The sequence below is a fragment of the Kribbella kalugense genome (genome assembly GCF_004365875.1).
In the GTDB taxonomy this organism is placed as follows: Bacteria; Actinomycetota; Actinomycetes; order Propionibacteriales; family Kribbellaceae; genus Kribbella; species Kribbella kalugense.
Window position 1 is genome coordinate 57,053 of record NZ_SODF01000001.1, and the last position, 25,547, is coordinate 82,599.

Consider the following 25,547-nt stretch of genomic DNA (forward strand, 5'->3'; position numbering starts at 1 on the left):
CGACTCCGACACGACACGCCTGCCCGACGATCAAGGGCTCTCGCGTGCGGGGTGCCAGGCAGGAAGCGCTTCGGCGTCGCGCGGAAACAGCCGCTGGTCTTCGATCAGGAGCCGACGATCTGCGTCACCGTCAAACGGCGCGTTGTCGTAGTCAAAGTCGGCGCCAAGCTGCCCAGACCTGTCGAGCGTCAACCGCGCGTTGTACCAGGTCCCCTTCCCCGCCTCATACATCGCCTCCCGAAGCCCGGCCGCAGTGTCCTCGCCGTCGTCATCAAGCTCGCACTCCCGATCGATACTGCCATCCTCACGCGTCGCCGTCACGATCGTCCGGGTCATCCCGCCCGCCGCGGAAATGTTCAGCTCGAGCTCACGCCAGCCCCGCGGCCCTGAACGCGCTAGCGACTGGCCGACGGCCTTGAGCTGCTCCTGTGCTTCACCAATCATGTCAGCTCTTCCCTCGCTCCGGTTTGTTGTCGATAGCAACGCGCACGACACCACCAGCATGCTTGTACCGAACTCGAATCGTATCCGGTCGTGTGCTGTCGTCGGAGTACTTGAAACCGACCGTAACGTCGATCGACTCGCCTTGCTCAATGAGGCGACGCCAGTGATTCTCCAACGTCTTGTACTGGCTGAGATTGACGCCCGATCCACGCATTGGCAGCAGATTCAAAGTCCCTATCGGCCCTCGGAAGATGCGGGCGAAGATGTGCCCAGCATGGTCGCCGGGGAGCTTGCCAACCAGCTTTCGCTGCGCAGCCGAGTCTCGTGGATGCCCCAGATCGATCAGGTCAAGCACCGCCCTCGCGCTGATTACTCGTCCGGCGTCGTCGGTGTCGTACTCGAACTTCCCATCAACGCGGATAGTCGCATCAGGAGGCGGCGCGCTGAGTTGTGGGACGTCGTCAGGATCGGTCGTGGACAGTTCGATGACCTGACGATCGGTTGCTGAGCCGGTGTCAGGTTCGCCCGAGTCGAGCTCAATGCGCACCTGCTGCCGTTCAGTTGGTGCGGCTCGCCCGGCGACCCGCACTCCAGTGACCATCTCCTCGGCCCAGGCGCGTGCCCGCTGCGGCGCCAGGCTTGCGTGGTGCGCAGCTTCTTCACACCGCCTGGCTGCTTCATCAAGCTGTACGGCAGCCATCCTCGCGGCTGGATTGCTGGACATGGAGCCAACCAGCGCGGCGTTCTCTCGACACACCTGTGCCGTCCGCTGAAGATACGCAACCACTCTCGGCACTTCATCGAGTACGTCGACCAGACTCTGCGCAACCCGCTGCAGTTCGGAGGGCATCGGTGGATGGCATCAGATCTGGTTTGCGTAGCTGCGGCATCCCGCTTCGGCGATCTGTAGTGCTTGCACCGCCTGCTCGACCGATTTGCCTGCGGCATCCAGCACTGCAGCGATGTCCCGATCAGCGCCGGTCGCCGACCCCGAGATCAAGGCGTGAACATGTTGGCTCGCCTGCTCGAACCGTTGTTTGAACCCGGCAAGGCTCCCCGCGCCCTGACGGGACTGGTCGGCCAAGCCGTGCAACTGAAACTTGAGTTGTTCGATCTGCGACATAGCGGCCTCACTTGGGCTCGAGCATCGGGTTGCAGTTGGAACGGCTGGCGCAGTGCGGGTCTCGTCACCACACCGCGCCAGCCGGCAGTGGTCCCTGCCCGAGCCGCCATTGGATGCAGGGTCGGGGCGCAGTTCGGACAGGGACGTTTTTGGGTGGCCCCGCTACCTGAGTGCGGAAGGGCACCGTGCGACAGGCGAGATCTGCTGATTAGTCAAGGCGATGGCCGCGTGACCACGACGCGGGCGCCAGTAGTGCGCTCGAAGGCGTCTTTGACATCCGTCGAAGGGTCCAGCGCTTGGAAATGCAGCAAGCTAGGCACCAGCACCGTCGCGCTTCCTTGGTGCTCGTTGACAGCCTGGATCAGGCCTGTGAAAGCCGTAAGCGTCCTCACCGATTCCTCGAGGTAGACGGCGCCCAGTGAGTAACCGTTTCCCTCGGCAAATCGCTTCATGCACGCCTCGGCCTCGGCTAGTTCGTCTTCCGCCGTCAGGAGATGCTTCAGCACGAACCCGAGTAGAAGCGGGTCAGCCGATTTCGTCTGCATGTCCTCAGCGTCACCCGAGGTTGGTGCGCCGGACTAGGTGCTTTCCCGTGTCCGAAAGAACCCATCACGGATGTGACTCAAGAGCTCGCGCATCTCGTCCCCCTGGAGAGCCACACGAGCAAATCGGTCGTGCGTCGAGAGGTACAGCGAGACGTCTCTCGGGTCGCGGGTCGTGAGCTCCGAATGGAAGGTCTCGACGATCACGAGTCGATCGTCGTGCGCGCTGAAGCATGTCATCGGGAAGTCCGGCATCTGTCGATCCAGCGGCAGGACATCGATCTGGACGTTCGGAAGACGAGACAGGGACAAGAGTCGGTCAATCTGAACGGCCATGATCGATGGAGCACAGATCCGCCACCGAAGTACGTGTTCGCAGATGACGAAGTGGAAGGAGCGGTGAAGCTCGTAGAGCACAGATTGCCGATCCATCCGAGCCGCGATCGTCTTCGCTCTTGTTTCCTCCGGCAGCGTCGGTGGCAATGCAAACACGGCTGATGCATATTCAGCCGTTTGGAGAAGACCCGGGATCAACTGACCCTGGAAGAGACGAAGCGTCGTCGTCTGTGCCTCGACGGCTTGGATAGCTTGCTGATGCTTCCACTGACCCATCCGGCGGAGCTCCCGCCAGGCCGTCTCCTCGGTCGCCGCCAACCGCGCAGCGCTGACGAACTCCGCCTTGGCGTCTTCGGACACCTGCAGCGCGGTCAGGATCAAATCGACGTCCTGGGCCGACGGAAGAACCCTGCCATTCTCGATCTTGGATAGCTTCCCCGCAGACATGGCCGCCCTGCGCGCAATGGCGTCTCCGGTCTGACCGGAGACGACCCGCAGTGCACGCAGGGCTTTCCCAAGGTCCTTCTGCCGATCGCTGTTCAATCGGGCCGGTACTCCTCCAGCGGCGCAGCGTTCGCCTGTGCGATTTCTCGATACCGCCGGTACTCAGGCAGTCGGTCCGCGGGCAACAGCTCCGCTCCCTCGAACTTGCCATCGGGCGTGTAGAACATCCGGTAGATCTCTGAGTCGTCGAACAGCCAGAAATCGTGGTCGGGGAGTCCTGACACATCCTTATGCGATAGGTCGATGATCCCGATGCTCTCGCCGGCCGCGACGTTGCCAGGGTAGGCCGCTAGCTCGTAGCGAAGGTAGTCGGTGAGCGGGGAGCGCAGGACGTGAACTCTGGAGATCGACTTACCTCGACCCGTGATCGCTCGCACCCATGGGTTGTCCGACCATTCCGGCGGCATCGGCTCACCCGCGAGGAATCTCTCGAACTCCTCCTTCTCCTCCTCGACGTCGTACGCCGCCAGGGTCTCGAAGCGGAACGCGTCGCGTTCGAACGACTCGAAAAGGCGGCCGAATTCGTCACCCTTGAGCACGAAAGTACGTCTCCAAGACCGCAGCTGGTACGACGACGGCAGACTCACCCGCCGGCAGGTCGAGCTGGGCGAGTCGCTCTGGATCTGACTCAACATAGCCCTGAACCACGTAGTGAGCACCGTCCTCCGTTGCCCACAACGTCGGACAGGTTCCGTTCTTGCACGCTGGATCACCTGACAGCTTCCGCAGCATGGTCTGCCTCCTCGTCCGCATTGTTCGTTCGATGCTCCCCGGCGTCGCCCAGGCAGGTCAAGGACCGCCACTTTCCAAGACGGGAAAGGTCACTCGCGGCCGACCTGCAAGACAACTGTCCGCGCGTGCTGCTAGAGATGCGACGCGGGCAGTCGCGCTGATGACACCACCGACCGAGACACAGCAGGGACCGTCGCGTTCGCCTACGAGATGGGCGTCCTCAAGCGGATGCGCAGGGCCGACTGGTGGCATGTCGGCGTACGCGATCCGGAATCCGTTGCCGAGCACAGCCTCAGGGTGCGCAGCTCGCGGCTCTGATCGCCAGCGAGGAAGGCGGCGACCCGCCGCCTACCTCGGTTTGCGGCACGACTCTCAAGAGACACGCATCGGCGACCTTCCACACAGCGCGCCAACGACGCCGACCGCTCGAATGCCTCATGCAAGCAGTCGAGTACGGCAAAGCCGGCTACAAGCGTGTCGATGGCTGGATCGAATCCTCCCCGAGCCCGACTCCAGACCCCCTTCGCCCACCGCCTAGCCGAGGCAGCCCTCCACACCTCCCCACTCACCTGGCGCAACCGCTTACGGAGCTCGTCAGGCGTGAATCATTGCCGCTTCGCGATTCGTTCATGCCATGGGGGACCTGGTGTCAAGCTACAACTGAAGCGGCTTGGAAGACCTCTGTGGGCATTGGGTGGGTTAGTTGCCACGTGATGGCTATGGGGCGGTCGCCGGTGTGGGTGGTGTAGGTGGCTGGGCCTAGGAAGAGGTAAGGGGCGGTGCCTAGGTCGGTGAGTTTGTGTTGGCGGGCGAAGATGAGGATGTTGGTGTCTAGCTCGCGGTGATTGAGGTAGCGCTGGCCCGTGGGTGAACTCACGGAGGTGCTGCTCTGGGATTCCCAGTGGAAGAGCGTTGGGCTGATCGCGTAGTCCCGGTACATCGTCGTGGGGGAGTAGTCCGCTTCGGACTTCGTCAGGGTGACAAGGAAGGCGTCGACGTTGCGTTCCTGGGAGTACATGACGCCGGATTGGAACGTGCTCGGGCGACGCTGCAGATTGGCGTAGTCGAGCGCGGCGAGGAGCTCTTCGCGTTGGTATTGGGCATGCACGCGGAGGGGGAGGTCGCTGAGTCGGCCGGTGAGTCGGATCCCGCGGTGACGAGCGTGGTCCATCGCGAAGTCAGCGACCTCGAGCAATTCATCCCGCAGGGCGCGCTCTTGGCGGAGCGCATCGAAGCCGTCGGAGTAGGACGCGAAGCCGCCGCCATTTGGCCACAGCGAGAAGAAGAGCATGCGGGCGTATGCACGTTGTGTCGGCGCCAGTTCGTCGTACGACGGCCGGTCGTCCTGGACCAGACGGCGATACGTTTGAGCCCGCTCGTGGTCGTCCACGTGCGCAAGAGCGCGTACACGTCGTAGAAGACCTGATTCATGGACTGAGCCCGCGCGAGTATGCAGTCCGGCCTCGCGGCGGAGAGCAGTCCAGCTATGGCCGGTCCGCAGTACGTCGCTGAGCTCGGCTCCTGATTCGTGAAGGAAGGTTGGCAGACTCTGCTCGCCGTGTGCCTTCAGTTCCTTGACCATGTCCTGCCAACGTCCAGTGACCTGGCCACGGAGATTGGACAGGATCACTTCCTGCGCCACCTTGTCCAGAACGATCTGGCACCCAGCCGGCAAGAGCGGAAAACCCTGCTCGACCTGTCGTTCCAAGCCTCTGCGGGTGTTGCCGGTGAGAGCGCGGAAACGCAGGTCGAAACGGAACTCTTTGCGTTGGTGTCCGACAAAGTCGAGGGCTGTGAGGACTGGCTTCCCGTCAGCCTGGCGCAGGCCACGGCCGAGTTGCTGGAGAAAGACGGTTGGACTCTCAGTAGGACGAAGGAAGAGCACGGTGTTGACCTCAGGGAGGTCGAGTCCTTCATTGAAGAGGTCGGCGGCAAACAGGGCGTTGACACGGCGGTCTTTCAGATCGCGCAAGGCCTGATCCCGCTCGGATGTTGGGGTCGTGCCCGAGACAGCCCGTGCAGGGATACCTGCGGTGTTGAAGACCTCGGCCATGTACTCGGCGTGGGCGACCGAGACGCAGAAGCCGAGCGCTCTCATTTCGTGTACGTCGGAGAGTTTGTCCCGCACCTCGCGCAGGACGATGGCTGCGCGATCCTTGTTGCCGGTGTACAGCTCCTCGAGTTGCCGCTCGTCGTACCGGCCGCGCTTCCACTGGAGATCGGCGAGTTGGGTGCCGTCTGCGATCCCGAAGTAGTGGAACGGGCACAGGAGGTCGGCCGAGAGAGCGTCCCAGAGACGAAGTTCGACTGCTGTTCTGCCGCCGAAGAAGCTCAGCAGGTCAAAGCCGTCGGTGCGTTCTGGCGTCGCCGTCAGGCCAAGCAGTTCGTGAGGCTCAAGGTGGTTGAGCAGCCGGCGATACGTGGGCGCTGCGGCGTGGTGGAACTCGTCGACAACGACGATCTCGAAGGCGTTCGCTGGCATCGTCGTCACGTCGTATGCGGTGAGGGCTTGCACAGAGGCGAACACGTGCCGCCAGCGTTCGGGGCGCGCGCCTGAGTGATACTCCTCCCCGAAAGTGGCGTCTGCCAGGACCTCGCGGTAAGTGCGCAACGACTGCTGCAAGATCTCTCGGCGATGGGCCACGAAGAGGAGTGATGGCGCCGGCTCACCGCGCCCAAGGGCAGCATCGCGGAGGCGTCGATAATCCAGTGCTGCAATGACGGTCTTGCCGGTGCCAGTCGCCGCCACTACGAGGTTGCGATGCCTGTTATGGACGTCGCGTTCGACCTCGATCTCCTCAAGCATCTCGGCCTGATAGGGCCGCGGACGTACTTCGAGACCTGCGAGGGAAATCGTGACCCGATCCGATGAGGTGCGCCCGCCGGCTTCCGCCAGGGCATCGTCGAGGCGGTCACGGTCGCGCTCTGGATCGTAGGACTCGAAGGTCGAGTTGTTCCAATAGGTGTCGAACGTCGCACCGAACTTGTTCAGCAGACCCGGCGTGGCGATCCGCGAGAGGCGGACGTTCCACTCGACACCATCGAGCAGAGCAGCGCGCGAGAGATTTGAGGATCCGACGTACGCCGTGTCAAAGCCGGTGTTTCGTCGGAACAGCCAGGCTTTGGCATGGAGACGGGTTCGGAGTACGTCGTACTGGATCTTCACTTCCGCACCGAAGTCGTTGACTAGTCGGTCAAGCGCCTTCCGATCGGTTGCGCCGAGATATGTGGTGGTGATGACGCGGAACGGGGCATTGCGAAGTCGGAGGCGGCGCAGTTCTGGCTCGAGCAGGCGGAGGCCATACCACTTCACGAACGCGCAGATCAGGTCGACTTCATCGGAGGTGTCGATCTCGGCGCGCAGTTCCGGTCCAAGTGACGGCTCACCGACGGCGTTGGTGAGTAGGGCCGCGTCGGATAACGGAGTACTCGGACGGGACTCGCCGTAGCTGTTGACGCCTGGCCGAGCGGGCAAGCTCAGGGCGTGTAGCTGACGAGGTTTCCCATCTGGCAGTGCGTCAGCGTGCTCTGCCATTCGCTGCAGGAGGTCGTTGACTAGAGCAACTCGCTTCCCCTCATCGCGAGTACTTGCGAGCACACGTCGTACGGCATCTCCTACATGCCTGGCGAGGACGTCCGCCTGATCGGCCTCGTCTACATCGTGGAGCACGGCAACTTGCCCGTCAGTCTGACCGATCGTTATCGCCTCGAGCAGGCCGTTCGTGATCAGTGCGTCGTAGATCCCAGACTTCATCCGGCTATCACCCCTCGCAGAGGAGCTTGCCAGACGGCACCGACAGCCATGCAGTTTGAGATCCACGCAGCGTGTCCTGCGCATTCGGGTGGATCTCTACGACGAATCAGCCAGCCTCCCCCGTCGACCGCGACGAGGGAGGCTCAGTGCTGTCTCAGTTAGGCGATCTTTTTGGGTCGGCCCGGGCCCGGCTTAGCGCTAATAAGGCCAATCGCCACGGCCGCGGCGCGCTCCGCAAGCGGCTTCAGTGCAGCATCCTCTGACGCGAGGTGTCGGAGCACCTTGTCGATCGCCGGCTCGTAGTTGGAACGAGTAGCACCTCCGGTGCCGGCACGCCACGAGCCAGCCTTGGTATCAAACGAGGTAGCGGCGAGAGTGCCCTCGAAGAACTCGTGGACCTCGATGTCTTCGCCCGCGTCATTCCTGGCCTCGCGAAGCGCCGCCCTGTCCCATGGAAGCTTGGCCAGGCCGTCGACCACGGCGCGAGGATTCAGCCCCTGCGCACGTCCAGCAGCGATGACGTTCGCGATGACGTGAAGGCCCGCCGCAGATGAGTGCACGTACTTCCTCTTGAACTCGGCCACCGTCAGGGTGCCAGTGCTCAGTTGCTTCCAGCCCGGGATTCGCCTGTAAGCGTAGTCCAGCGACGAGATGATGTCCTTGCCGATCGAGTCAATTGCAGCATCTTCAGTCATCCCACCTCCTTTTGCCTTGGCATCAACGATCGATTTGAGGAGGTTCTCACGCTGCTCGGGTGTCCGATCGCGAACGCCAACTCCGGCCATTGAGGCAGCGGCTGATCGAACCGCGGCCGCCGGGTAGAGGTCCTCGAACTTCCGCCCCTTTTTCTCGGCCAGCCGTCGGGATGCCGTCGTCGACAGGTAGGACACCCGGTCGGAGAGAAGCTTGGAATTACGCGTGACGTACAGCCCTAGTCGGTTCTGCACGGTACTGCGGTCCATAACCGCAATCAGGTTCGGTGAGATGGGTTTGGTTGAGCCCATCCGCACGAAGATCGTGCCGAGCACGTCGGCGTCGTCCTCAAGAAGGATCGTCATCTCAATAGAGGTCTTTTCCAAGAATTCGCGAATCTCTGCGTCGTGGCCCTCAGTAGCATCTTTGACCTGCGGCCAGAGATGCGTCGCCATCATGATGCGGTGTTGGCCATCCTCAATAATCGGATTGGGTGCGTCTTCGTAGACGGTGAGGACGACGAGTGACACGTGCTCGGATACCGACCTGACGTCCTCGATGTGACAATGTTTCTCGTCGAGCGCAACAGTGAGCGTCCCGAGGTACGGTCGATCCGTACTCTTCACGCCCTCGATGATCTTCTTCCAGTGAGACTCGGTAACATCGCGATTGCCCGCCAGGTTCGTGTTGTCGATGTCGTAGTCGTGACGGTTTAGCAGCCGATTGAAAGTGAATCGCTCGGCGATCTCTGCGAAGGTCACCGGGAATGTGATCTTCTTCATCACGCCGGCGTACGTAAGGAATCCCAGCTTCTTGAACTTGATTCCGGATGGGATGTCCATCTCGCGCAGCTCGGAGACGTCGAGCTGCGAATCGCCATCGATTTCGGACATGAGATAATCCCCCCAATGTGGTGCGAACGGTACATTCGCATGTGAACCGGCCGGTGCTCCCCCACGAGTTCTACCTTGCCGGTGATGTCCTCGGACGGTAGCACCAATATTCGCTAGAAAATAGGCCTGGCCGATTTTCCCTGGCTGGCTGGCGCAGCGGCGGGCCATGGACTGCTTCGGCACGCGCTCGCGCCAGCCACGAGGCGGTCGCCATGAGACATCCGCGCAATCTCGGCGTCCGGTGCCGGGCGGAGTGCCGAAGATGGGTCTTGTGGCCTATCATCCGTACGCCGATCGACGTTCGATCGATCGGTTGGGGTATGGCCCGTCAGGCCAGGTTTCCGCGGTCGTTGATTGAGGCAACAGTATTGGTGATCAACGCGATCAGCTCGTCTTGTTGGCCTACGACTGACGACGGGCTGAAGGTGGCGGCGACCATGGGCTTCGCCTTGGCTCGAGTTGCCGCCGGCCGCAGGCTGAGTGCTGCCTCGGCGTACCGCTCGATCTGGTCCTTGACGGAAGGTCTTGTTGCGAGGCTGCCTGAGTCGTAGCCGAGTGTGAGGTCGGAGAGCCCGGACCAGTTGTTACCGTCGGATGGAAAGATCCATGCGATTGACAACGGCTCGGCTCGGTCTTGTGTAGCGATCCGGATCGAGGCACCGCGGATACCCCAACTAAACGTCAGGCCGCTCACGCGGCAGGCATCGAAGAACCGTTGGAGGGCCTGGCGGTAGTTGGCGTCGGCGATCGTGTCGAGGAATTGCGACTCGTCGGTCCGAGCAGCTGGATCTGACTTCTGGGACTCGGGTCGAGCGATCATCTGGCCGGCGTACGCGCTGAGAACCTGTCCGTCGGTCTCGACGGGCGTTGACTGGTACCTGATCATCTCGACGAGATAGAACTTGCCTCGCTTCATGGACTGGTTCAGGTAGCGGACCGTGTTCGCCATCGACTGGGTGAACCGTTGTGCCACGGCGACGAAGTGGAAGTCGCCAGTAGTGAGCACCTCACCGAGGCGGATCTGGAACTGATCGATCTCCGACTCCTGCATGTCGGGCCAGATCGCATGCCTGGCATGAGCCAGTGAACGTGCGTCGCGCATCAGGCGATCAGTGCAGTACTGGCTGGTCAGATAGCGCCGTACGACCGTGTTGTCGAACTCGTCGAGTGATTGCCCCCACAGGTCGCTGCCGTAGTCGACGAGTTGGGCAAGCACGTGGCGGAAGTCGGGGTTCTGAGGACCGGTCTTGAACTCCACGAGGAGCAGATCACCGCTCCGAGCCAGACCTACGAGGTCGATCCGACCGGACGCGAGGCCGACCTCTTGCCCGATGACCAACAACGGGCCGTCGAGGTCCATGTCTTCGATCGGCAACAGGCCAGGCGACCGGCGAAAGCGGTCATGGAGGTGCTGTTCGTCCGGTGCTACAACCTCCTCGAGAACGACCTCAGACCCGTCTTCTCGAACTACGACGAACTTCCGGCCCATTGTTCCTTCCCCCCGCTGGATCCTGGTCAGACGCTACCGCTTCGCCGTGCGCAGCGGCAGTTGTCGCCACCTAGGCAGCCGCGGGGTTGAGACGTTTGCTGGAGCTCTCGACTAGGGAGATTGTTGCTTCGCCGTTGAGCGGGTCGTCCAGGCGATGGTTGGGGTTGACAGGGCTGCGTGCAGGGGCTAGGTCGGTGGCTGCGGCGACGGGCGGGCAGTTCGAAGGATCGGACGTGCCCGAGATGGTCAACGCCGTCTGAGATCTGCAATCGGTGGTCCGGAGCCACCGGCGGGTGAAGGGCGTTGACCGGTTCATGGTCCACTGAACTGGTTGCAGGCTGAAGGTGCCGTGAAGGGAGTGCGGATGATTGCGCGGATCTGGCGGACTGGGATTGATGAGAGTCGGGCCGACGAGTACGAGGCGTTTGCGGCGGAGCGGTCGTTGCCGATGTTTCGGAGGCAGGCGGGGGTGCGGGGCGTGTTCTTCGTTCGGACCGCGGATGGGCGGGCGGCGATCACTTTGTGGCAGGACCTGGCGGCTGCCGAGGAGTTGATGACTTCGAAGGACTACTTGGACACCGTCGAGGCCATCAAGGCGGCTGGCTTTCTTCGCTCACCTCAGTCGGTGGAGTTCCTGCCGGTCGAGCAGGCCTGGCTTGCACCTGACTTGATCTGAACAATCGGTCACAGCTGACGACCAGGTGGTGCGGTACGGGTTCATACCGGCTGGCTTCTGCGCGGCCGGCGCGGATGTCTGCTGAGAGCGCCTGGCGGATCGGGGCGTTGACTTGGCGGCACGGCGGTCCGCCGTCTTTGGTTTCGAACTCGCGGCAGATGGGGCGGTGGGAGGAACCGAGTTCGTGGTCGCGAGTCCGGAGTAGCTGCGAGCTTGATCTCGGCGCAATCGGGGAGGTTATGGGCGGCCAAGCCGAGGCGCTTGCCGGAGAAGTCTTCCTCTTGGCCGTCATCGGGGTGGCGCGGGCGGCTCGGCGTCGGTGTCGAGGTTCCATCCGAACTCTGCGGCGAGTTCGTCGGCGGAGACGTAGTCCTCAGCGTGGTTCGTCGCGAGACGCCGCTCAGTGACGTCGCGAATCTTCGCGGCCTGCTCGGCGTCTTCGGCGAGCTCCTCGAGTTGCTCCCAGCGGTCGAAGGGGACGACCACGCCTTCTGGTTGGCCGTCGTCGCCGAAGATCAGCGGCTTGGCCTGGCCTGCGCGGAACCGTTGCAACATCTTAGGAAGGTTGTACGCCGCAGTCGCAGTATCGATCACGGTGGCCCGGTCGCCGGTCGGGCGATCCCGCGGTGTCGCCGTCGACATCTGACCTCCTTCGCTGACTGTCGTTCCAGCCTAGATGAGTCAGGCGCCGGCGAGTCGTATCGATCCGCGGAGCTCAGCCGCGGGGCTCAAGTTTTGAATTCGGAGTCGTCGACGGCTTGTCCAGATCCCAACCGAACTCGGCTGCCACTTCCTCGATCGGAATTGATGATCCGCCGGCGTTCCTGAGGCGGTGGCGGACGACGGAGTAGGCGGAGTCGAAACCTTCCTCATCGGTGGCGGTCTCGATGAGCGCGCGCCAGACCTCGAAGGGGATGACCACGCCTTCGGGCTCGCCGGCGTCACCGAAGATCAGCGGTTCGGCCGCGCCAGAACGGAACATGCCGAGGAGCTTCGAGAGGTTCGTCGATGCTGCGGAGGTCGACAGCACCCAGACGGTGGTGCCGTCAGACAACAGGCACTGCGTTTCGTCGGGTTCCATGCGTGGTCCTTCAGGTTGGTCCAGCATCGTCATCAGGATAGAAGTTCAGCGCTGGTGGAAGGCGGAGTTATCCACAGGCTTGGCGCGAGGGGCCGAGATCGTGGCGACCTGTGCGCGGAGATTCTCGCGTTGCGGGAGACTGAGCTCTCGAAACTGGCGGCGAAGTACGGTGCCGAGGGACGGCGAGATGCCGATCGAGTTCGAGGCCAAGGTGCTGGACGTCGAGGCGGATGAAATGGCGGACAAGATCCTCTCGCTCGGTGGGCGTCGTGTTGGGTCCGGCTTGATGAGGCGGTATGTCTACGACATCGAGGCCGGGGACGAGTCGCGGTGGATTCGGCTGCGCGATACCGGGACTGTTGTGACGTTGACGGTGAAGGAGATCGCGCACGACGGGATCGACGGTACGACGGAGACCGAGGTGGTAGTCGGGGACTTCGAGACCACCAACGAGTTGCTGCGACGCATCGGGCTCGAGCCGAAGTCCTATCAGGAGAACCGGCGGATCAGTTTCGAGCTTGCAGGCGCTCAGTTGGAGCTTGACCAGTGGCCGCTGATTCCGCCGTACCTCGAGATCGAGGGGCGTTCTCGGGAACATGTCGTTGATGTTGGTCGCATGTTGGGTGCGTCCGAAGACGAACTCACTGGTGAGAACACGACCAAGGTGTACGCCCGCTATGGGATCGATCTGAGCGCGATCGGTGAGCTCCGATTCGCGGAGTGACCTGGCTCTACGCGCAGCGATCGTTGGGCGGTTGATTACCGCTCTCTGCCGGGCGGGATGCCGCGGCGTGCGGTGGTTGAAGGTGGCTGGGCGGATCGTTGGGCGGTGACAGCACCGCTGGCAGGGGACACGTCGGAGGCCACGGCGAGGGCTTTGCGGAGGTCGGGTGGGAGTGGGAGGCGGGGTGGGCCAGTCGGTTCGGCGGCGCCCCGTCGGAAGGTGGGACGGTGGTTGGGCAGGTGGGCAAGCTCGGGAACGGGCCGCCCGATCTCGCGGCCGAGGCGGGCGCCGGCGATGTGGAACGGCAGATCTGAACCACGTGGCGCGAAGCAAACGGCCTCCCGGTAGGGCGCACCGCCGTCGTCGGCTTCGAACTCGCGATAGATCAAGCGATGCGATGGGCCGAGGTCGTGACCGTGACGCGCCTCTGGGACGACCGGCACCTTGAGTTCGGCGCAGTCGCGGAGGTCGTGGTGACCTGGCGAGTAGCCGAGCCGCTTGCCGTCGTACTCGTCTTCACGTCCCTCGGCCAACGCTTGGAGGCCGAGCTTCAGGGCACGGAACTCTCGACCGCGAAGGCTGCCCGATTGTGAGGCGGCGGCGTGTTCCAGCATGGCGAGCTCCCGTCGAAGCCTCGGCCTGACGAGGAGTCGGAACCTCGCGGTCATCTTTTCGGTGGCAGGTCGGAATCGTCGATCGGCTCGTTGAGATCCCAGCCGATCTCGGCCGCGACATCTTCGAGCGGGACAGACGGCCCGTCGTCGGCGAGGGATTCACGTGCGATGTCGTAGACGTGATCGAACTCTTGGGTTTCGGCTGAGAGTACGGCGAGGCGTTGCCAGAGGTCCCAGGATATGAAGACGCCCTCGGGCTGGCCGGCGTCGCCGACGATGAAGGGGCCGGCTTCGCCGGAGCGGAAGCGTTCGAGCATCTGCGGAAGATGCTCTGCTGCGGCAGAAGGACCGATCACCCAGATCCGTTCGCCACTGGCGAGGATGTGCGGTGTTTCTTCGGAGTTCATGGTCGTCCTTCCGGTGTCCAGGGCTCCTCATCAGGATAGGAGTTCAGTGTTGGTGGGGATCGGAGTTATCCACAGGGGCTGCGGTGGAGGTCAGGGATTGCCAGAGTTTGTAGGGGATTACTACGGCTTCGGGGGTCGTGGCGGTGCCGAAGATCAGGGGGTCTTGGTAGCCGAGGTGGAAGCGGTGGAGCATTTGGGGGAGGAGTTCGGCGGCGGTGGAGGTGTTGATGATCCAGACGGGGTCTTCGTGAGGGTCCATCGCGGAGTCCTTTCGGGGTGCGGTTTTTCAGAGTAGGTGTGACGGGGTGGGTGGTGGGGGAGTTATCCACAGGGGGCCTGGGGCAACGATGGGAGTGGCGGATGGGTGAGGGGCGTTGGGTTGAGGTTCGGGTGGTTGGGGAGCCCGGGATGGATGAGGCGCGGTTTGTGAAGGCTGTTCGGCAGCTGCGGAAGGAGTTGGCTGGGGGAGGGGCTGCCTACGCAGGACGTGGTGGTGGAGGCCGATGGGCTGGCGCAGGATGACGGGTCGATTGCGATCGCGGTGGCGTTGGTTGGTGCTGGTGGGGCGGTGCCGACGTTGGTCGCCGTACTGCGGGACTGGATTCAGCGGCGGAAGAGTCCGGGGAAGATCGTGGTGACGCTGGGGGAGGACTCGATCGAGATGGAGCGGCCTACGTTCGACGAGCGGGCGGAGCTGCTTGCAAAGTTTCTCGACAGGCATCCGTAGTCAGACGTTTGAATAGGATTTCAGCCGTTGTCCGGTGCAGGGGGTGGGCGTAGCGTCGGCGTTCGAGGGGCGGGGATGGGGATCTCCGAGGGGGAAGACGATGAGGTATTCGTGGGGGCGCCGGTCCGCGGGCCGGTGCAGGATTCGGGAACGCGGGGCGCACCGGACAGTTCACGGCGTCGATCGATGGCGGTACGGCGCTCGGCTGCACCGGACCTGGTGGCAGCAACACGACCGCGCCTGAGGCGGACCCGGAAAGGAAGCTCTGCCCCGACGTCCCTCCAGACGGGCGGAGCCCAAAGGAACCCGGGGTGCGCAAGCACCCCGGGCTCCCTCACGTGCAAGACGAGCGGGTACGACGACAGCGACATCGGGCCGCCCGTCGTACCGGAGGCGGGTGGCTACAGACCGTTGCGGGATGGAGCGTGGACCGGGATCATGGAGCGCGATCCTGGGAGGGGTGGGCGTGGGGGTTTGGGTGGACGTCGTACTGCTGGAGGACGATCCGGAGATCGCGGATCGGGGGATCAGGCAGCTGCGGCGAGAACTGCGCGCGTACGAGTTGGAGATGCGCGCCGTCGAAGTGACCGATCCTGAAGGCAGCAAGGGCGACGCGACCGCGTTCAACGCCGTCGCGATCGCGCTGGGTGGGGCCGGCGGGACGGTGCCGTACCTGATTTCGGTCCTGCGGGATTGGATCGGCCGACGGTCGACGAGTCAGCGGGTGCAGCTGACGATCGGTGCGGATTCGATCGAGGTCGACGCGGCGTCGGCCGAGGAGCAACAGCAATTGATCGAGGCGTTTCTGCGCAAGCACGAAGCGAGCTGAGGGTGGGTCGTCGGCGGGCCTTGCTGGTGGCCACGTACGAATATGAGGACACCGGGCTACGCCAGCTGATCAGCCCGGCGCAGGACGCGGAGGCCCTGGCCGAGGTGCTCGAGGATCCGGCCATCGCCGGGTTCGAGGTGCAGGTGCTGATCAACGAGCCGACGAGTCGGGTCGGGGAGGCGATCGACGAGTTCTACGCGTCCGCCGAGCGTGACGATCTGACCCTGTTGTACTTCAGCGGTCATGGGCTGAAGGACGACAACGGCCGGCTGTACCTGGCGATGAAGAACACCCGGCGCGAGCGGTTGCGGTTCACCGCACTCCCGACCCACATGGTCAACGAGGCGGTGGAGGAGAGTTCGGCGCGGCAGAAGATCCTGATGCTGGATTGTTGCTACGGCGGCGCGTACGCCGTTCAGCAGTTCGCGAAGGCTGACTCGGCGGTGCACACCAAGACCGAGCTCGGCGGTCGCGGCCGGATCGTGCTGACGGCAACGGACTCGACGCAGTACGCGTTCGAAGGCAGCACGATTCACGGCGAGGTAGCGCAGTCGGTGTTCACCCGGCACGTTGTTGAGGGTTTGCGCAGCGGTACCGCGGACCTTGACGGGGACGGCGACATCACGGCCGACGAGCTCTACAGATACGTGTACGACGCGGTGGTCGCCGAGCAGCCGAGTCAGCGGCCGAAGCAGTTCGCCGACGTCGAGGGCCGTACCGTCATCGCCTCCAACGTCCAATGGACCCTGCCGACCCGAATCACCGCCAGCCTGGACAGTCCATTGCAGCCCCTTCGAGAGTCCGGCCTCCAAGAACTCGGACAGTTGCTCCAGGCAAGCAACGAGAAGGTCCGGCAGACCGCGAGGGCCAAACTGGAAGAGCTGACGAACGACGACAGCAGGACGATCTCCGCCACCGCACAGGCGTACCTCGACACCCCGCTGCCACCACCACGCCCGCAGCCAGTGACGTCGCCGACGGGACGGCGTCCTGTCACGCCGACGGTACGGCGGCCTGTCGGTCCGACGTTCGGCGCCGCGGCGAAGGCGTCGGTGAGACGCTGGCGCGATCGCGTGCACCTTCCGGCGATGGACTGGCCAACCTTCCTCTTGATGTTGCCGGCCGCCGGTCTCGCGATCACGGCCGCGACCCTCGACACCACGTGGTACTCGATCGCCCTCGCTGCCGTTCTGACCTGCGCCGTACTGGCACTGCTGAGACTCCGTGATGCCAGCACAGCGTTCGTAGCCGGCCTCTCGGCGCCGGGAGTCGTGAGCGCCGTCATCCTGACCAGTGGGCTGACGAGTCTGGTCGCCATGCCTTTCCACAGCCTCCCTGCAGCACTGATTGCGGCGGCCCACGTGCTGTGGCTGGGGGCAGGATTCGCCGCGTGGATCAGGTGGCGTCCTGCTAGACCGCACCCTCAGTTGCGGCTCGTGTTGCTGGGCGCGGTCGCAGCAGCCCTCGTCCTCGTCATCATCGTTCAGGCGTACCGCTCCCCGGCACATCTTCTGTACCCGGCCATCCTCGCCATCCTCGGCGCCGAGCTCGCGATCGCCGGTCCGCTGCTGGACCTCGGCAGACCATTCGTCGCAGGCTGGGTGCTTGGCGGGTTCGCGGTCTGGATCGCTCTCTTCCATCGGTTCGCCGAATTCAGCGAACCTTGGCAGGCGGTCGTCGGGCTGTTCGTGGTGTGGATGCTGCTCGGAGTCGCCGTCGTCAGACCGGTGAGCATCGGCTTCCCCACCCACCGTTGGTTGATGGCGGCAACCTTGCTGGCTCCCGCCGTAATGGGTGGTGTCGCGGCTGCCGTCCTGCCACCCGCTGCCCGGGCGCCGACCGCGATCGGTTTGGCCGTCAGCCCGGACAGCCAGTTCCTCTATGCGGCCGACATCGGCAACAACCGGGTCGTGAAGATCAATACGACGACTCGCGAACAGGTCGGCGACGCACTCCGGGTCGGTGACCATCCCAGCCGGCTCGTGCTGTCGCCCGACGGTACGACGCTGTACGTCGCGAACTCCGGTTCGGACTCGATCTCGGTCATCACGGCCGGCGACTGGGAGGTGATCGGCGCACCGATCGCGGTCGCGGACGAGCCGACCGAACTGTCGCTGAACAGTGCCACCCACCGCCTCTATGTCCTCAGCAAGAAGAGCGAGACGATCACGGTGGTGAACACGCAGACGAGGCAAACGGTCGGCGGTCCAATGGCCAGCGGGCCGAGCCCTACGGACCTCGCGATCGACTCGAAGGGCGAGCGGCTCTACGTGGCCGGCAGGGACTCGGACGAGGTCACGGTTATCGATGCGAAGACTCGTCAGCAGGCGCGGAGTCCGATCAAGGTGGGCGACGAACCACGTGACCTGGCACCCGGCCCGGACGGATCGCTGTATGTCATCGGGGTCAAGACGTTTGCCGTCATCAACACGAACGTCGAGACGACAAGGCCGACGCCGAAGGATCTGCCGGATGAATCAGAGGCCGCGGCGGTCAGCTCCGACGGCAAGAAGGTCTACATCCTCGGGTCTTCGGGGACGGCTGACACTGTGCGGATCATCGACGCGGGCAGTCGCCAGGTCGTCGCGTCGTTGACCGACGATCTGGGAGTGGCGGTCGAACTGGTTGTCAGCGGCGACGATCAGCGGATCTACCTCAGCAACTTCTTCCAGGACGGGATTCTGGTGCTCGATACCGTTGGGCCGAAGGTGATCGGCAAGATCGAGCTGAAGAGCTGAGCCGGCTCGCAGGTGCGAGCCGGCTCGTTGTCCTACAGGTTGCGGAAGAACTTGCGGAGGTCTTCGGTCACGTCGCCGGGGCGTTCCAGGGAGGCGAAGTGGCCGCCGTCCTTGAACATCGACCAGTGGACGATGTTGGTGTTGTCGCGTTCGGCCAGCGGGCGGATGGTCTTGAAGTCGTCCGCGAAGACCGCGACGCCGGTGGGGGCGTGGTTGACTTGCGGTTCGGCGTCGGCGTGGGCCTCTTCGTAGTGGTAGCGGCCGGCGGCGGCTGAGGTGTTGGTGAACCAGTAGAGCGAGACCTCGGTGAGGATCTGCTCGGGCGTGACCAGGCTGGTCCCGTTGCCGAAGTTGTTGAAGAGTTCGTTCCAGGCGAGCTGTCCGGCCGGCGAGTCGGAGATGCCGACGGCAACGGTCTGCGGACGGGTGGAGTTGATCGCGTTGTACCCGCCGACGTCCTGGAACCACTTCAGGTGCTCCAGCGCCGCGTAGTCCTCCGGCGTGAACTTCTCGAACTCGGTCGGGTCGCCCGACGGGAACGAGAACAGCTGCAGCACGTGCAGACCGAGGAAGCCGTCAGGATTCAGTACGCCGAGCTCCCGGGAGATCATCGCGCCGCCGTCGGACCCGTGCGCGCCGTACGACTCGTACCCGAGCCGCCGCATCAACGTGTCGTAGGTCCGCGCCACCCGGGCCATCGTCCAGCCTCGGTCGACCAGCGGCGTACTGAAGGCGAAGCCCGGCATCGACGGTACGACGACCGAGAAGGCGTCCGAGGAAGATCCGCCGTACGCCGCGGGGTCGGTCAGCGGGCCGATCATGTCGAGGAAGTCGACGAACGAACCGGGGTAGGTGTGCAGCAGGAGCAGCGGCGTCGCACCCTCGACCGCGGACGGGACGTGGATGAAGTGGACGTTCTGGCCGTCGATCTCGGTGAGGTAGTGCGGGAACTGGTTCATCCGCGCCTCCTGCTCGCGCCAGTCGAACTTGTTCTGCCACTGGTCGACCATGTCGCGGAGGTAGTGGTTCGGGGTGCCGAGGTCCCAGTCGTCGCCGGGAGCGGCCTCGGGCAGCCGGGTCCGCGCGAGGCGGGCCTGCAGATCGTCCAGGTCGGCCTGGTCGATGTTGACGGTGAAGGACTGGATGCTCTCGTTTGTGCTCATGGGTTTACCGTAGAATCCGTATAGGAACATTAGATTCCTAATTGGGAGATTGATTTTGCTCGAGACTTCGCAGCGCCTCCTCAGCCTGCTCGCTCTGCTGCAGACCCGCCCGGCCTGGACCGGCACCGAGTTGGCCGAGCGGCTCGACGTGACGACGCGGACGATCCGCAACGACGTCGATCGGCTCCGCGAACTCGGGTACCCGGTCGATGCGACCCGCGGTCCGGCCGGCAATTACCAGCTCGGCGTCGGCGCGAAGCTTCCGCCGCTACTGCTCGACGACGAGGAGGCGGTCGCCGTCGCAGTCGGTCTGCGGACGGGCGGCAGCGTGACCGGGATGGTGGAGAGCAGTGCGCGGGCGCTGGCGAAACTCGAGCAGGTCCTCCCGCATCGACTCCGGCGTCAGGTGAACGCGATCCACAAGGCGATGGAGACCGGCCCGGAGAACACCGGCTCGAACGTCGAGGCGCCCGAGATCGATCCCGGCGTACTGTCGACGATCGCGGCGTGCATCCGCGACGAGCACTACCTCCGGTTCGAGTACGTCGTACCTGAAGGTGTCTCGCTGCGTAGTGCAGGGTCGGGGGTCGCGCACGAGCTGCCGATCTTGGTCGAGCCTTATCGGCTAGTGAGCTGGCATGGGTACTGGCACCTCGTCGCGCGGGACGAGCAGGCGGTCTGGCGGACGTACCGGGTCGACTGGATGTCGTTGCGGATGGCAACAGGTCGCCGGTTTCAACCGAGCCCGTTGCCCGACGAGGAGTACACCGACTTCGTACTGCGGGATGTCGCGTCGACCGGCTGGAAGGTGCACGCCCGGATCACCGTCCACGCCCCCGCCCAGGAGGTCCTGTCCCGCATCCACGCCGCCGTCGGCATCGTCGAGTCCGTCGACGACCACACCAGCATCCTCGTCACCGGCGCTGATTCCCTCGAGATCATCGCCGTTTATATCGGCATGCTCGGCCTCGACTTCCACCTCGACGGCCCACCAGAGCTACTGGACCACCTGCGGACCGTCGGCACCCGCTACCTGAACGCGATCGGGTGACGCGTACCGAAGGACGGGTAGTAGTGGGCGAATTGGGCCTATTCAGGCCTCGGGAGGCGGGATATCGCGACTACTACCCGTTCTTCGGTACGCGGTCGGTGCCGAGGCCGGCGTTGCGGGCTTGGATTATGGCGGTGGCTCGGTCGGCGATGCCTAGTTTGGTGAAGATGGTGGAGACGTTGTTGGCGACGGTTTTGGAGGCGAGGTCGAGGCGGTCGCCGATGGCGGGGTTGGACAGGCCGGCGGCGATCAGGTCGAGGATCTGGCGTTCGCGGGTGGTGAGTTCGGGGAACGGTTCGGCGGCGGCTGGTGGGGCGGAGAAGAAGGTGAGCATGCGGCGGGCTACGCCGGGGCCGAAGATGGCTTCGCCGGCGGCGACGGCGCGGATGGCTCGGGCGATCTCTTCTTGTTCGGCGCCTTTGACCAGGTAGCCGCGGGCGCCGGCGCGCATGGCGGCGAAGACCGAGTCGTCGTCCTCGAACATGGTGAGGACGAGTACGGCGGTGTCCGGTGCCGAGCGGGCCAGTTCGCGGGTGGCGGCGAAGCCGTCGAGGTCGGGCATCTGGAGGTCGAGTACGGCGACGTCAGGGCGGGAGGTGATGACCTCGCGGACCGCTTCCCGGCCGTTCGAGGCGACGCCTACTACCTCGATGCCGGGGAGTGAGGACAGGAGTGCGGCCAGGCCGGCTCGGACGACGGGATGGTCGTCGGCCAGGACTACGCGGATGTCCGTCATCGTTGCGCCAAGGGGAAGCGGGCGCGGACGAGGCCGCCCGAGGGTGTGGGGCCGGCTTCGAAGTTGCCGCCTAGTTCGGCGGCGCGTTCGCGCATGGCTTGGAGGCCGACGCCGGGGTGCCAGGTGCCGTTCGGTGGGCCGTCGTCGCTGACTTCGATCTCCAGGTCGCCGTCGCAGCGCAACGCCAGTACGGCGGTGGTTGCGCGGGAGTGCCGTACGACGTTCGTGAGGGCCTCGGTCGCGATGCGGTAGGCGGCGACCTCGAGTGCAGCTGGCAAGGTGGGCAAGCCGTTGGCGGCGACCGAGACCTGGATGGTGGCGCCGTCGGCGCGGAACGACAGTTGGTCGGCGCGTTGCCGCAAGGCCCCGATCAGGCCGAGTTCGTCGAGCGCCGGCGGGCGCAGGTCGTCCACCAGACGCCGTACGTCGGAGATCGCCGCGCGAGTGTCGGCACGCAACCGAGTCAGCAGCTCAACCGCCCGGGAGGCATCCGCCGAGAGCCCCGCCGAGGCGTCGGCGCCGGGAGCCCGCGATCCGTTGGCGGTGGGAGCCGGCGTGCCGTCGGCACTCACGGCCGGCGTGAGGGCTCGGGCTGCGTCGTTGGTGATGAGGTTGGCGACGGCGTCTGCGGAGAAGGCGACGCCCGTCAGTGTCGGGCCGAGGCCGTCGTGCAGATCGCGTCGCAATCGCCGGCGTTCCTCCTCTCGCGCAGAGACCAGCTTCTCCCGCGACGACTGCAGTTCGGCCGACAACCGCGTCGCGTGCACCGCAACGGCCAGCGGTACGGCGACCAGCCCGAGCACACTGCGGTCGGCCGACGACAACGTGGACTCGCCCGACCGCACCCCGACGTCGAGCGTCCCGACAACCTCCCCGCCGTACGAAAGCTCCAGCGGTACGACGGACATCGGCGGCGTACCGTCCATCGCGATCACCTGCCCGTCGACCATCAACGCGGCGTACGGCAGCCGTAGCGCGGATCGGATCGCGGCGATGACCCCGGGCAGACCGGCGGACAGCTGCTCGCCGACCCGAGACGCAACCCGGGCCGGGTCATGGCGGTCGCCGTACAGCGCCCGATCGACCAGCTTCTGCAGTCGGGGGAGGACCGGCGCGATGATCAGCGCGACGAAGACCGTGACCGCGGCGGACCGGCCGACCTGGGACGCGATGAACGAGTCGAGCAACGTCACCAGCGCCACGTAGATGCCGATAGCAACCAACGACAGCAAGGCCCAGGTCAAAGCTCGGGAGATCACGAGCCGGATGTCGAGCAATTGGTACCGGACGATCGCGACCGCCACCGCGATCGGAACCAGCGGAATCGCCAGTAATACAAGGATCGGCGTACCCGCGACGAACGCCCACGGCGTGACGAACAGGACCACGATGACGGATGCCAGCAGCAACCACAGGAGTTGCCGGCGGCCCGCTTCGTCGGCGCGGCGGTAGCGCATCGTGAGGCAGACGATGGCGAGCAGGATCGCGACGAGGTTGCGGAGCTCAGTCACTGTCCAGAGCGGCCCGAGGGCGTCGTACGACGCGATGGCGAGGTAGCCACCGGGGAGGCCGGGCGTGATCGAGTCGCCGCTGCCGACCATCTCGATGACGAAGAGTGGTGAGGTGACGATGATGCCGATCGCCGCCCAGCGCCAGCGGGGCGACAGCAGGTGACCGTTCGGGAAGAGCAGTAAGGCCAACGGAAGGAACAGGCCGATCGACCACGGCCAGGCGGCGACAGCGATGGTCATGAAGACGCGCTGGGCGGCGATCGAGGCGCCGTGGTCGGCGAGGAACTGGGCCATCGCGCCGGCCAGCGGCGTGGTCGCGTGGCCGATCCCGTCGGCGAGGAAGAGCCAGCCGATCGGGTTGGCCGGCCGGTGCCAGGCGATGACCGCGCCGCAGAGACCGAACGTGAGTCCCATCAGACCGTTGGTCACCATGAAGGAGTCGACCAGCTCGTGCCAGCCCCACCCGATCGCGAGGGTGTAGCCGAGTGCGACCACGACCTCGGCGACCACGAACGCGGCCAGTACGCCGGCCAGGCCCCGACGGCTCGCTGTGGTGGTCATATCCGCAGTGTGCGCCCTAAGTGTTCCCGGCGTCTCGGGATCGGAGTCCCGGTCTGGGCGGGGAACTGCCTGAGCACCAGGGACCCGGACCCCAGGCACCGGTGCCACCTGGCGAGCGACGGTTGAGCAGTCGGAAACGCTCAACAAGGGGGTAAGGGAAATGAAGAGGTTCGGGTTGGTTGTGCTCGGGCTGCTCGCGGTGGCAGATCTGTTCACGCCGCTCATGACGGATGGGGACCACCCGCCGATGAGTATCGCGATCGGTAGCTCGGCGCTGGGACTACTGAGCCTGGTGCTGGTGGGCCTCGCCTGGCGGGGGAAGCGGTGGCCGTTGATCCCGCTGCTCACGCTGCGGATCGCGTCGGCGCTGCTGTCGGTGCCAGCGTTCTTCGTGTCCGACGTACCCGCGGCCGCCGTCATCGCGGCCGGTGTCAGCGTCGTTGCGACGATCATCGGTGCGGTGGCAGTACTTCTGCCGTCGCGTGAGCTGGCAGGTGCGCGATGACTCAGACGATGACGAGTACGACGCGCCGCGACATCCGACCCGTCTGGCGATGGACGGCGGCGCTGATCCTGCCGATCGGCCCGGCGGCGATCGCGTTGCTTCGGTACTTTCTGCCGTACAACACGACGGACGACGTGCCGACAATCGTCAACAAGATTGTCGACAATCTGGATCGTAGTTCGATGGTCATCTGGCTGGCCTACATCGGCTTCCTCACGCTGGTGCCCGGTGCGTACTTCGTCGGCCGGCTGACCCGTCGTGGTGCGCCGTGGCTGACCGCGATCGCGCTGCTCATCCTGATTCCGGGGTACTTGTCGTTGCCCTGGGCCTCGGCGAGCGACCTGTTCACCTGGCAGGCCGGTACGGCGGGACTCGACCCGGCGACGATCGCGAAGGCGGTCGACGTCACGCACGGCTCGATGAACCTGTCCGGGTTCGTGTTCGTGCTCGGTCATGTCCTCGGCACGATCCTGCTCGGCTTCGCGATGTGGCGTTCACACGTCGGGCCGCGCTGGGCCGCGATCGCGGTCGGCATCTCGCAGCCGATCCACTTCGTGGCCGCGATCATCATCAGCAGCCACACGCTCGACCTGATCGGCTGGGGTCTGCAGGCAGCCGGGTTCGCCGCGGTGGGGTGGGCGATCCTCCGGATGCGTGACGACGAGTGGCAGCCGTTGGGGTGACCGAAGGCGGCATGAGCAATCTCGACAGGATGTGTCCGCAACTAGCACGCGGGCGTACGCTCACGGGTCCGGCCCGGCGCGTTCAGCGGACGTATACGTCCTGTCGAGCTGCTCGGCCATTGCACGATCAGTACGGCGGACAGGACCAGTGCACCGCCGATCCACTGGGTCGGGGTGAGCTGTTCGCCGAACACGATGGCCGCTGAGGCCACCGTCACCACCGGCTCGAAGATCGACAGGATCGACGCGACCGACGGACCGACGCGGGCCATGCCGGCGAAGAAGAACAGGATCGCGGCGACCGTGCTGATCAACGCCACCGCGGCTAGCCACAGCCAGCCGATCGGCGCGAAGTTCAGGTCGGTGCCGCGGAAGAGCCCAAGCACGAGAAAGGTGCCGAAGGCCCCTATACAGACCAGCGCCGTCAACGCCAGCGGCGGTACGTCGGTAGTCAGCGAATCGCCCACCAGGATGTACCCGGTGTAGACGATTGGTGCACCCAACGCCAGCAGCAAGCCCAGCCAGTCGAACCGGCCGGCCAGAGCTCCGCTGAGGACCAACCCGATCCCCAGCAGCGCGATCGCCAACGCCCACACCCGCCGCCGCGATGCCCGCTCCCGGCGCAGCGCGATCGCTGTCACCATCACCAGGATCGGATACAGGTACAGGATCAGCGCGACCAGCGACGCATCGATTCGGGCCAGTGCGGAGAAGTACAGGCCGGACTGGGCGGCGTAGCCGAACACACCCATGCCGAGCCCGGTCAGCACGGCCCGCCTCGGCAGGTTACGCAGCGCACCGCGGGCCAGGGCGATTGTCAACAATAGGCCGCCCGACAATCCGAAGCGGACGAGCAACAACGCGTCGACGGACACACCCGCGTCGTACGCGAGCTTGCCGAACACGGCCATCACTCCGAAGGCCGCGGCGGACAGAAGGCAGAAGAGGCGTCCCACGTCATCGATGGTCGGACCAGTAGACCGTTCACGTCCATCACGGCTTCACGGATAGCATCGTGAAGCTAAGCTGAA

Annotated in this window: 26 protein-coding genes; 9 read left to right on the forward strand and 17 right to left on the reverse strand. The window is 64.8% G+C overall.

All coding sequences use genetic code 11. The features are described 5' to 3' along the window. Positions 1-30 precede the first annotated feature (30 nt). The 9 genes from EV650_RS00265 to EV650_RS00315 all read right to left on the reverse strand — a co-directional run bounded on the left by EV650_RS00265 (position 31) and on the right by EV650_RS00315 (position 10,396). On the reverse strand, positions 31-444 hold the full coding sequence (locus EV650_RS00265; protein ID WP_134114109.1) for an immunity protein YezG family protein: 414 nt from the start codon (positions 442-444) through the stop codon (positions 31-33). A gap of 1 nt (position 445) precedes the next feature. Next, complete coding sequence (locus EV650_RS00270; protein ID WP_134114111.1) at positions 446-1,294, reverse strand: DNA/RNA non-specific endonuclease; 849 nt, start codon at positions 1,292-1,294, stop codon at positions 446-448. Between the two features lie 12 nt (positions 1,295-1,306). Next, complete coding sequence (locus tag EV650_RS00275) at positions 1,307-1,567, reverse strand: hypothetical protein (protein ID WP_134114113.1); 261 nt, start codon at positions 1,565-1,567, stop codon at positions 1,307-1,309. Positions 1,568-1,779: 212 nt separating this feature from the next. Further along, positions 1,780-2,112: a hypothetical protein gene (locus EV650_RS00280; protein WP_134114115.1), complete on the reverse strand. Its 333-nt coding sequence runs from the start codon at positions 2,110-2,112 to the stop codon at positions 1,780-1,782. Between the two features lie 33 nt (positions 2,113-2,145). Next, entirely contained in the window at positions 2,146-2,988 is an 843-nt protein-coding gene (locus EV650_RS00285; protein WP_134114117.1) for a helix-turn-helix domain-containing protein, read from the reverse strand. Next, entirely contained in the window at positions 2,985-3,488 is a 504-nt protein-coding gene (locus tag EV650_RS00290) for a DUF6879 family protein (RefSeq protein WP_134114119.1), read from the reverse strand. Before EV650_RS00290 ends, EV650_RS00285 begins: the two co-directional genes overlap by 4 nt. Before the next feature lie 842 nt (positions 3,489-4,330). After that, on the reverse strand, positions 4,331-7,435 hold the full coding sequence (locus tag EV650_RS00305; RefSeq protein ID WP_134114123.1) for a DEAD/DEAH box helicase: 3,105 nt from the start codon (positions 7,433-7,435) through the stop codon (positions 4,331-4,333). A 158-nt stretch (positions 7,436-7,593) separates the two neighbouring features. Further along, positions 7,594-9,021, reverse strand: a complete 1,428-nt coding sequence (locus EV650_RS00310) for a DNA sulfur modification protein DndB (RefSeq protein ID WP_166677964.1) — start codon at positions 9,019-9,021, stop codon at positions 7,594-7,596. Between the two features lie 328 nt (positions 9,022-9,349). Continuing rightward, on the reverse strand, positions 9,350-10,396 hold the full coding sequence (locus EV650_RS00315) for a PDDEXK family nuclease (RefSeq protein WP_134114127.1): 1,047 nt from the start codon (positions 10,394-10,396) through the stop codon (positions 9,350-9,352). A gap of 478 nt (positions 10,397-10,874) precedes the next feature. On the opposite strand from EV650_RS00315, the gene EV650_RS00320 reads away from it, so the two are divergent. Then, positions 10,875-11,186 (forward strand): hypothetical protein, encoded by a 312-nt coding sequence (locus tag EV650_RS00320; protein ID WP_238173944.1) that lies wholly within the window; start codon positions 10,875-10,877, stop codon positions 11,184-11,186. Positions 11,187-11,474: 288 nt separating this feature from the next. Here EV650_RS00320 and EV650_RS00325 read toward each other — a convergent pair whose 3' ends face one another. Both EV650_RS00325 and EV650_RS00330 read right to left on the reverse strand, forming a co-directional pair. Continuing rightward, on the reverse strand, positions 11,475-11,828 hold the full coding sequence (locus EV650_RS00325; RefSeq protein WP_134114129.1) for a hypothetical protein: 354 nt from the start codon (positions 11,826-11,828) through the stop codon (positions 11,475-11,477). Positions 11,829-11,901: 73 nt separating this feature from the next. Further along, positions 11,902-12,300 (reverse strand): type II toxin-antitoxin system Phd/YefM family antitoxin, encoded by a 399-nt coding sequence (locus EV650_RS00330; protein WP_134114131.1) that lies wholly within the window; start codon positions 12,298-12,300, stop codon positions 11,902-11,904. 154 nt (positions 12,301-12,454) lie between these two features. Between EV650_RS00330 and EV650_RS00335 the strand changes: the two genes are divergently transcribed. Together EV650_RS00335 and EV650_RS00340 are read left to right on the forward strand one after the other, a co-directional pair. Next, a complete protein-coding gene (locus tag EV650_RS00335; RefSeq protein WP_134114133.1) occupies positions 12,455-12,991 on the forward strand; it encodes a class IV adenylate cyclase in 537 nt (178 codons plus the stop codon). A 392-nt stretch (positions 12,992-13,383) separates the two neighbouring features. Then, positions 13,384-13,584, forward strand: coding sequence for a hypothetical protein (locus tag EV650_RS00340; protein WP_134114135.1), 201 nt, complete (start codon positions 13,384-13,386; stop codon positions 13,582-13,584). A gap of 71 nt (positions 13,585-13,655) precedes the next feature. Here EV650_RS00340 and EV650_RS00345 read toward each other — a convergent pair whose 3' ends face one another. Then, a complete protein-coding gene (locus EV650_RS00345; protein ID WP_134114137.1) occupies positions 13,656-14,012 on the reverse strand; it encodes a hypothetical protein in 357 nt (118 codons plus the stop codon). A 43-nt stretch (positions 14,013-14,055) separates the two neighbouring features. Beyond that, positions 14,056-14,271, reverse strand: coding sequence for a hypothetical protein (locus tag EV650_RS00350; RefSeq protein ID WP_134114139.1), 216 nt, complete (start codon positions 14,269-14,271; stop codon positions 14,056-14,058). 231 nt (positions 14,272-14,502) lie between these two features. Between EV650_RS00350 and EV650_RS00355 the strand changes: the two genes are divergently transcribed. From EV650_RS00355 to EV650_RS00360, 3 genes are all read left to right on the forward strand, one after another. Next, positions 14,503-14,739 (forward strand): effector-associated constant component EACC1, encoded by a 237-nt coding sequence (locus tag EV650_RS00355; RefSeq protein ID WP_134114141.1) that lies wholly within the window; start codon positions 14,503-14,505, stop codon positions 14,737-14,739. 466 nt (positions 14,740-15,205) lie between these two features. After that, positions 15,206-15,568, forward strand: coding sequence for an effector-associated constant component EACC1 (locus EV650_RS40180; protein WP_166677965.1), 363 nt, complete (start codon positions 15,206-15,208; stop codon positions 15,566-15,568). 2 nt (positions 15,569-15,570) lie between these two features. Then, positions 15,571-18,306 (forward strand): caspase, EACC1-associated type, encoded by a 2,736-nt coding sequence (locus tag EV650_RS00360; protein ID WP_166677966.1) that lies wholly within the window; start codon positions 15,571-15,573, stop codon positions 18,304-18,306. A 32-nt stretch (positions 18,307-18,338) separates the two neighbouring features. Here EV650_RS00360 and EV650_RS00365 read toward each other — a convergent pair whose 3' ends face one another. After that, positions 18,339-19,469 carry an epoxide hydrolase family protein gene (locus EV650_RS00365; protein ID WP_134114145.1) on the reverse strand — a complete coding sequence of 377 codons (1,131 nt, stop codon included), beginning with the start codon at positions 19,467-19,469 and terminating at the stop codon, positions 18,339-18,341. 55 nt (positions 19,470-19,524) lie between these two features. Between EV650_RS00365 and EV650_RS00370 the strand changes: the two genes are divergently transcribed. Next, a complete protein-coding gene (locus EV650_RS00370; RefSeq protein ID WP_134114147.1) occupies positions 19,525-20,520 on the forward strand; it encodes a helix-turn-helix transcriptional regulator in 996 nt (331 codons plus the stop codon). A 73-nt stretch (positions 20,521-20,593) separates the two neighbouring features. Here the strand turns inward: EV650_RS00370 and EV650_RS00375 are convergent, their stop codons facing one another. Together EV650_RS00375 and EV650_RS00380 are read right to left on the reverse strand one after the other, a co-directional pair. After that, positions 20,594-21,256: a response regulator transcription factor gene (locus EV650_RS00375; RefSeq protein WP_134114149.1), complete on the reverse strand. Its 663-nt coding sequence runs from the start codon at positions 21,254-21,256 to the stop codon at positions 20,594-20,596. Then, on the reverse strand, positions 21,253-23,328 hold the full coding sequence (locus EV650_RS00380) for a histidine kinase (protein WP_134114151.1): 2,076 nt from the start codon (positions 23,326-23,328) through the stop codon (positions 21,253-21,255). The genes EV650_RS00375 and EV650_RS00380 overlap by 4 nt, the downstream gene beginning before the upstream one ends. A 160-nt stretch (positions 23,329-23,488) precedes the next feature. Here EV650_RS00380 and EV650_RS00385 point away from each other — a divergent pair, with 160 nt between their 5' ends. Further along, positions 23,489-23,833 (forward strand): hypothetical protein, encoded by a 345-nt coding sequence (locus EV650_RS00385; protein WP_134114153.1) that lies wholly within the window; start codon positions 23,489-23,491, stop codon positions 23,831-23,833. Beyond that, on the forward strand, positions 23,830-24,516 hold the full coding sequence (locus EV650_RS00390; RefSeq protein WP_134114155.1) for a hypothetical protein: 687 nt from the start codon (positions 23,830-23,832) through the stop codon (positions 24,514-24,516). The genes EV650_RS00385 and EV650_RS00390 overlap by 4 nt, the downstream gene beginning before the upstream one ends. A gap of 41 nt (positions 24,517-24,557) precedes the next feature. Here EV650_RS00390 and EV650_RS00395 read toward each other — a convergent pair whose 3' ends face one another. After that, positions 24,558-25,472, reverse strand: a complete 915-nt coding sequence (locus tag EV650_RS00395) for a DMT family transporter (RefSeq protein ID WP_134114157.1) — start codon at positions 25,470-25,472, stop codon at positions 24,558-24,560. Positions 25,473-25,547: the final 75 nt, after the last annotated feature.

Bases quoted from the DNA above. Each gene is read 5' to 3' on its own strand.
- EV650_RS00375 (WP_134114149.1), bottom strand. From the start codon at position 21,256: ATGACGGACATCCGCGTAGTCCTGGCCGACGACCATCCCGTCGTCCGA.
- EV650_RS00385 (WP_134114153.1), top strand. From the start codon at position 23,489: ATGAAGAGGTTCGGGTTGGTTGTGCTCGGGCTGCTCGCGGTGGCAGAT.
- EV650_RS00365 (WP_134114145.1), bottom strand. From the start codon at position 19,469: ATGAGCACAAACGAGAGCATCCAGTCCTTCACCGTCAACATCGACCAG.
- EV650_RS00320 (WP_238173944.1), top strand. From the start codon at position 10,875: ATGATTGCGCGGATCTGGCGGACTGGGATTGATGAGAGTCGGGCCGAC.
- EV650_RS00270 (WP_134114111.1), bottom strand. From the start codon at position 1,294: ATGCCCTCCGAACTGCAGCGGGTTGCGCAGAGTCTGGTCGACGTACTC.
- EV650_RS00305 (WP_134114123.1), bottom strand. From the start codon at position 7,435: ATGAAGTCTGGGATCTACGACGCACTGATCACGAACGGCCTGCTCGAG.
- EV650_RS00280 (WP_134114115.1), bottom strand. From the start codon at position 2,112: ATGCAGACGAAATCGGCTGACCCGCTTCTACTCGGGTTCGTGCTGAAG.
- EV650_RS00335 (WP_134114133.1), top strand. From the start codon at position 12,455: ATGCCGATCGAGTTCGAGGCCAAGGTGCTGGACGTCGAGGCGGATGAA.
- EV650_RS00325 (WP_134114129.1), bottom strand. From the start codon at position 11,828: ATGTCGACGGCGACACCGCGGGATCGCCCGACCGGCGACCGGGCCACC.
- EV650_RS00380 (WP_134114151.1), bottom strand. From the start codon at position 23,328: ATGACCACCACAGCGAGCCGTCGGGGCCTGGCCGGCGTACTGGCCGCG.
- EV650_RS00390 (WP_134114155.1), top strand. From the start codon at position 23,830: ATGACTCAGACGATGACGAGTACGACGCGCCGCGACATCCGACCCGTC.
- EV650_RS00330 (WP_134114131.1), bottom strand. From the start codon at position 12,300: ATGACGATGCTGGACCAACCTGAAGGACCACGCATGGAACCCGACGAA.
- EV650_RS00275 (WP_134114113.1), bottom strand. From the start codon at position 1,567: ATGTCGCAGATCGAACAACTCAAGTTTCAGTTGCACGGCTTGGCCGAC.
- EV650_RS00350 (WP_134114139.1), bottom strand. From the start codon at position 14,271: ATGGACCCTCACGAAGACCCCGTCTGGATCATCAACACCTCCACCGCC.
- EV650_RS00345 (WP_134114137.1), bottom strand. From the start codon at position 14,012: ATGAACTCCGAAGAAACACCGCACATCCTCGCCAGTGGCGAACGGATC.
- EV650_RS00265 (WP_134114109.1), bottom strand. From the start codon at position 444: ATGATTGGTGAAGCACAGGAGCAGCTCAAGGCCGTCGGCCAGTCGCTA.
- EV650_RS00340 (WP_134114135.1), top strand. From the start codon at position 13,384: ATGCGATGGGCCGAGGTCGTGACCGTGACGCGCCTCTGGGACGACCGG.
- EV650_RS00310 (WP_166677964.1), bottom strand. From the start codon at position 9,021: ATGTCCGAAATCGATGGCGATTCGCAGCTCGACGTCTCCGAGCTGCGC.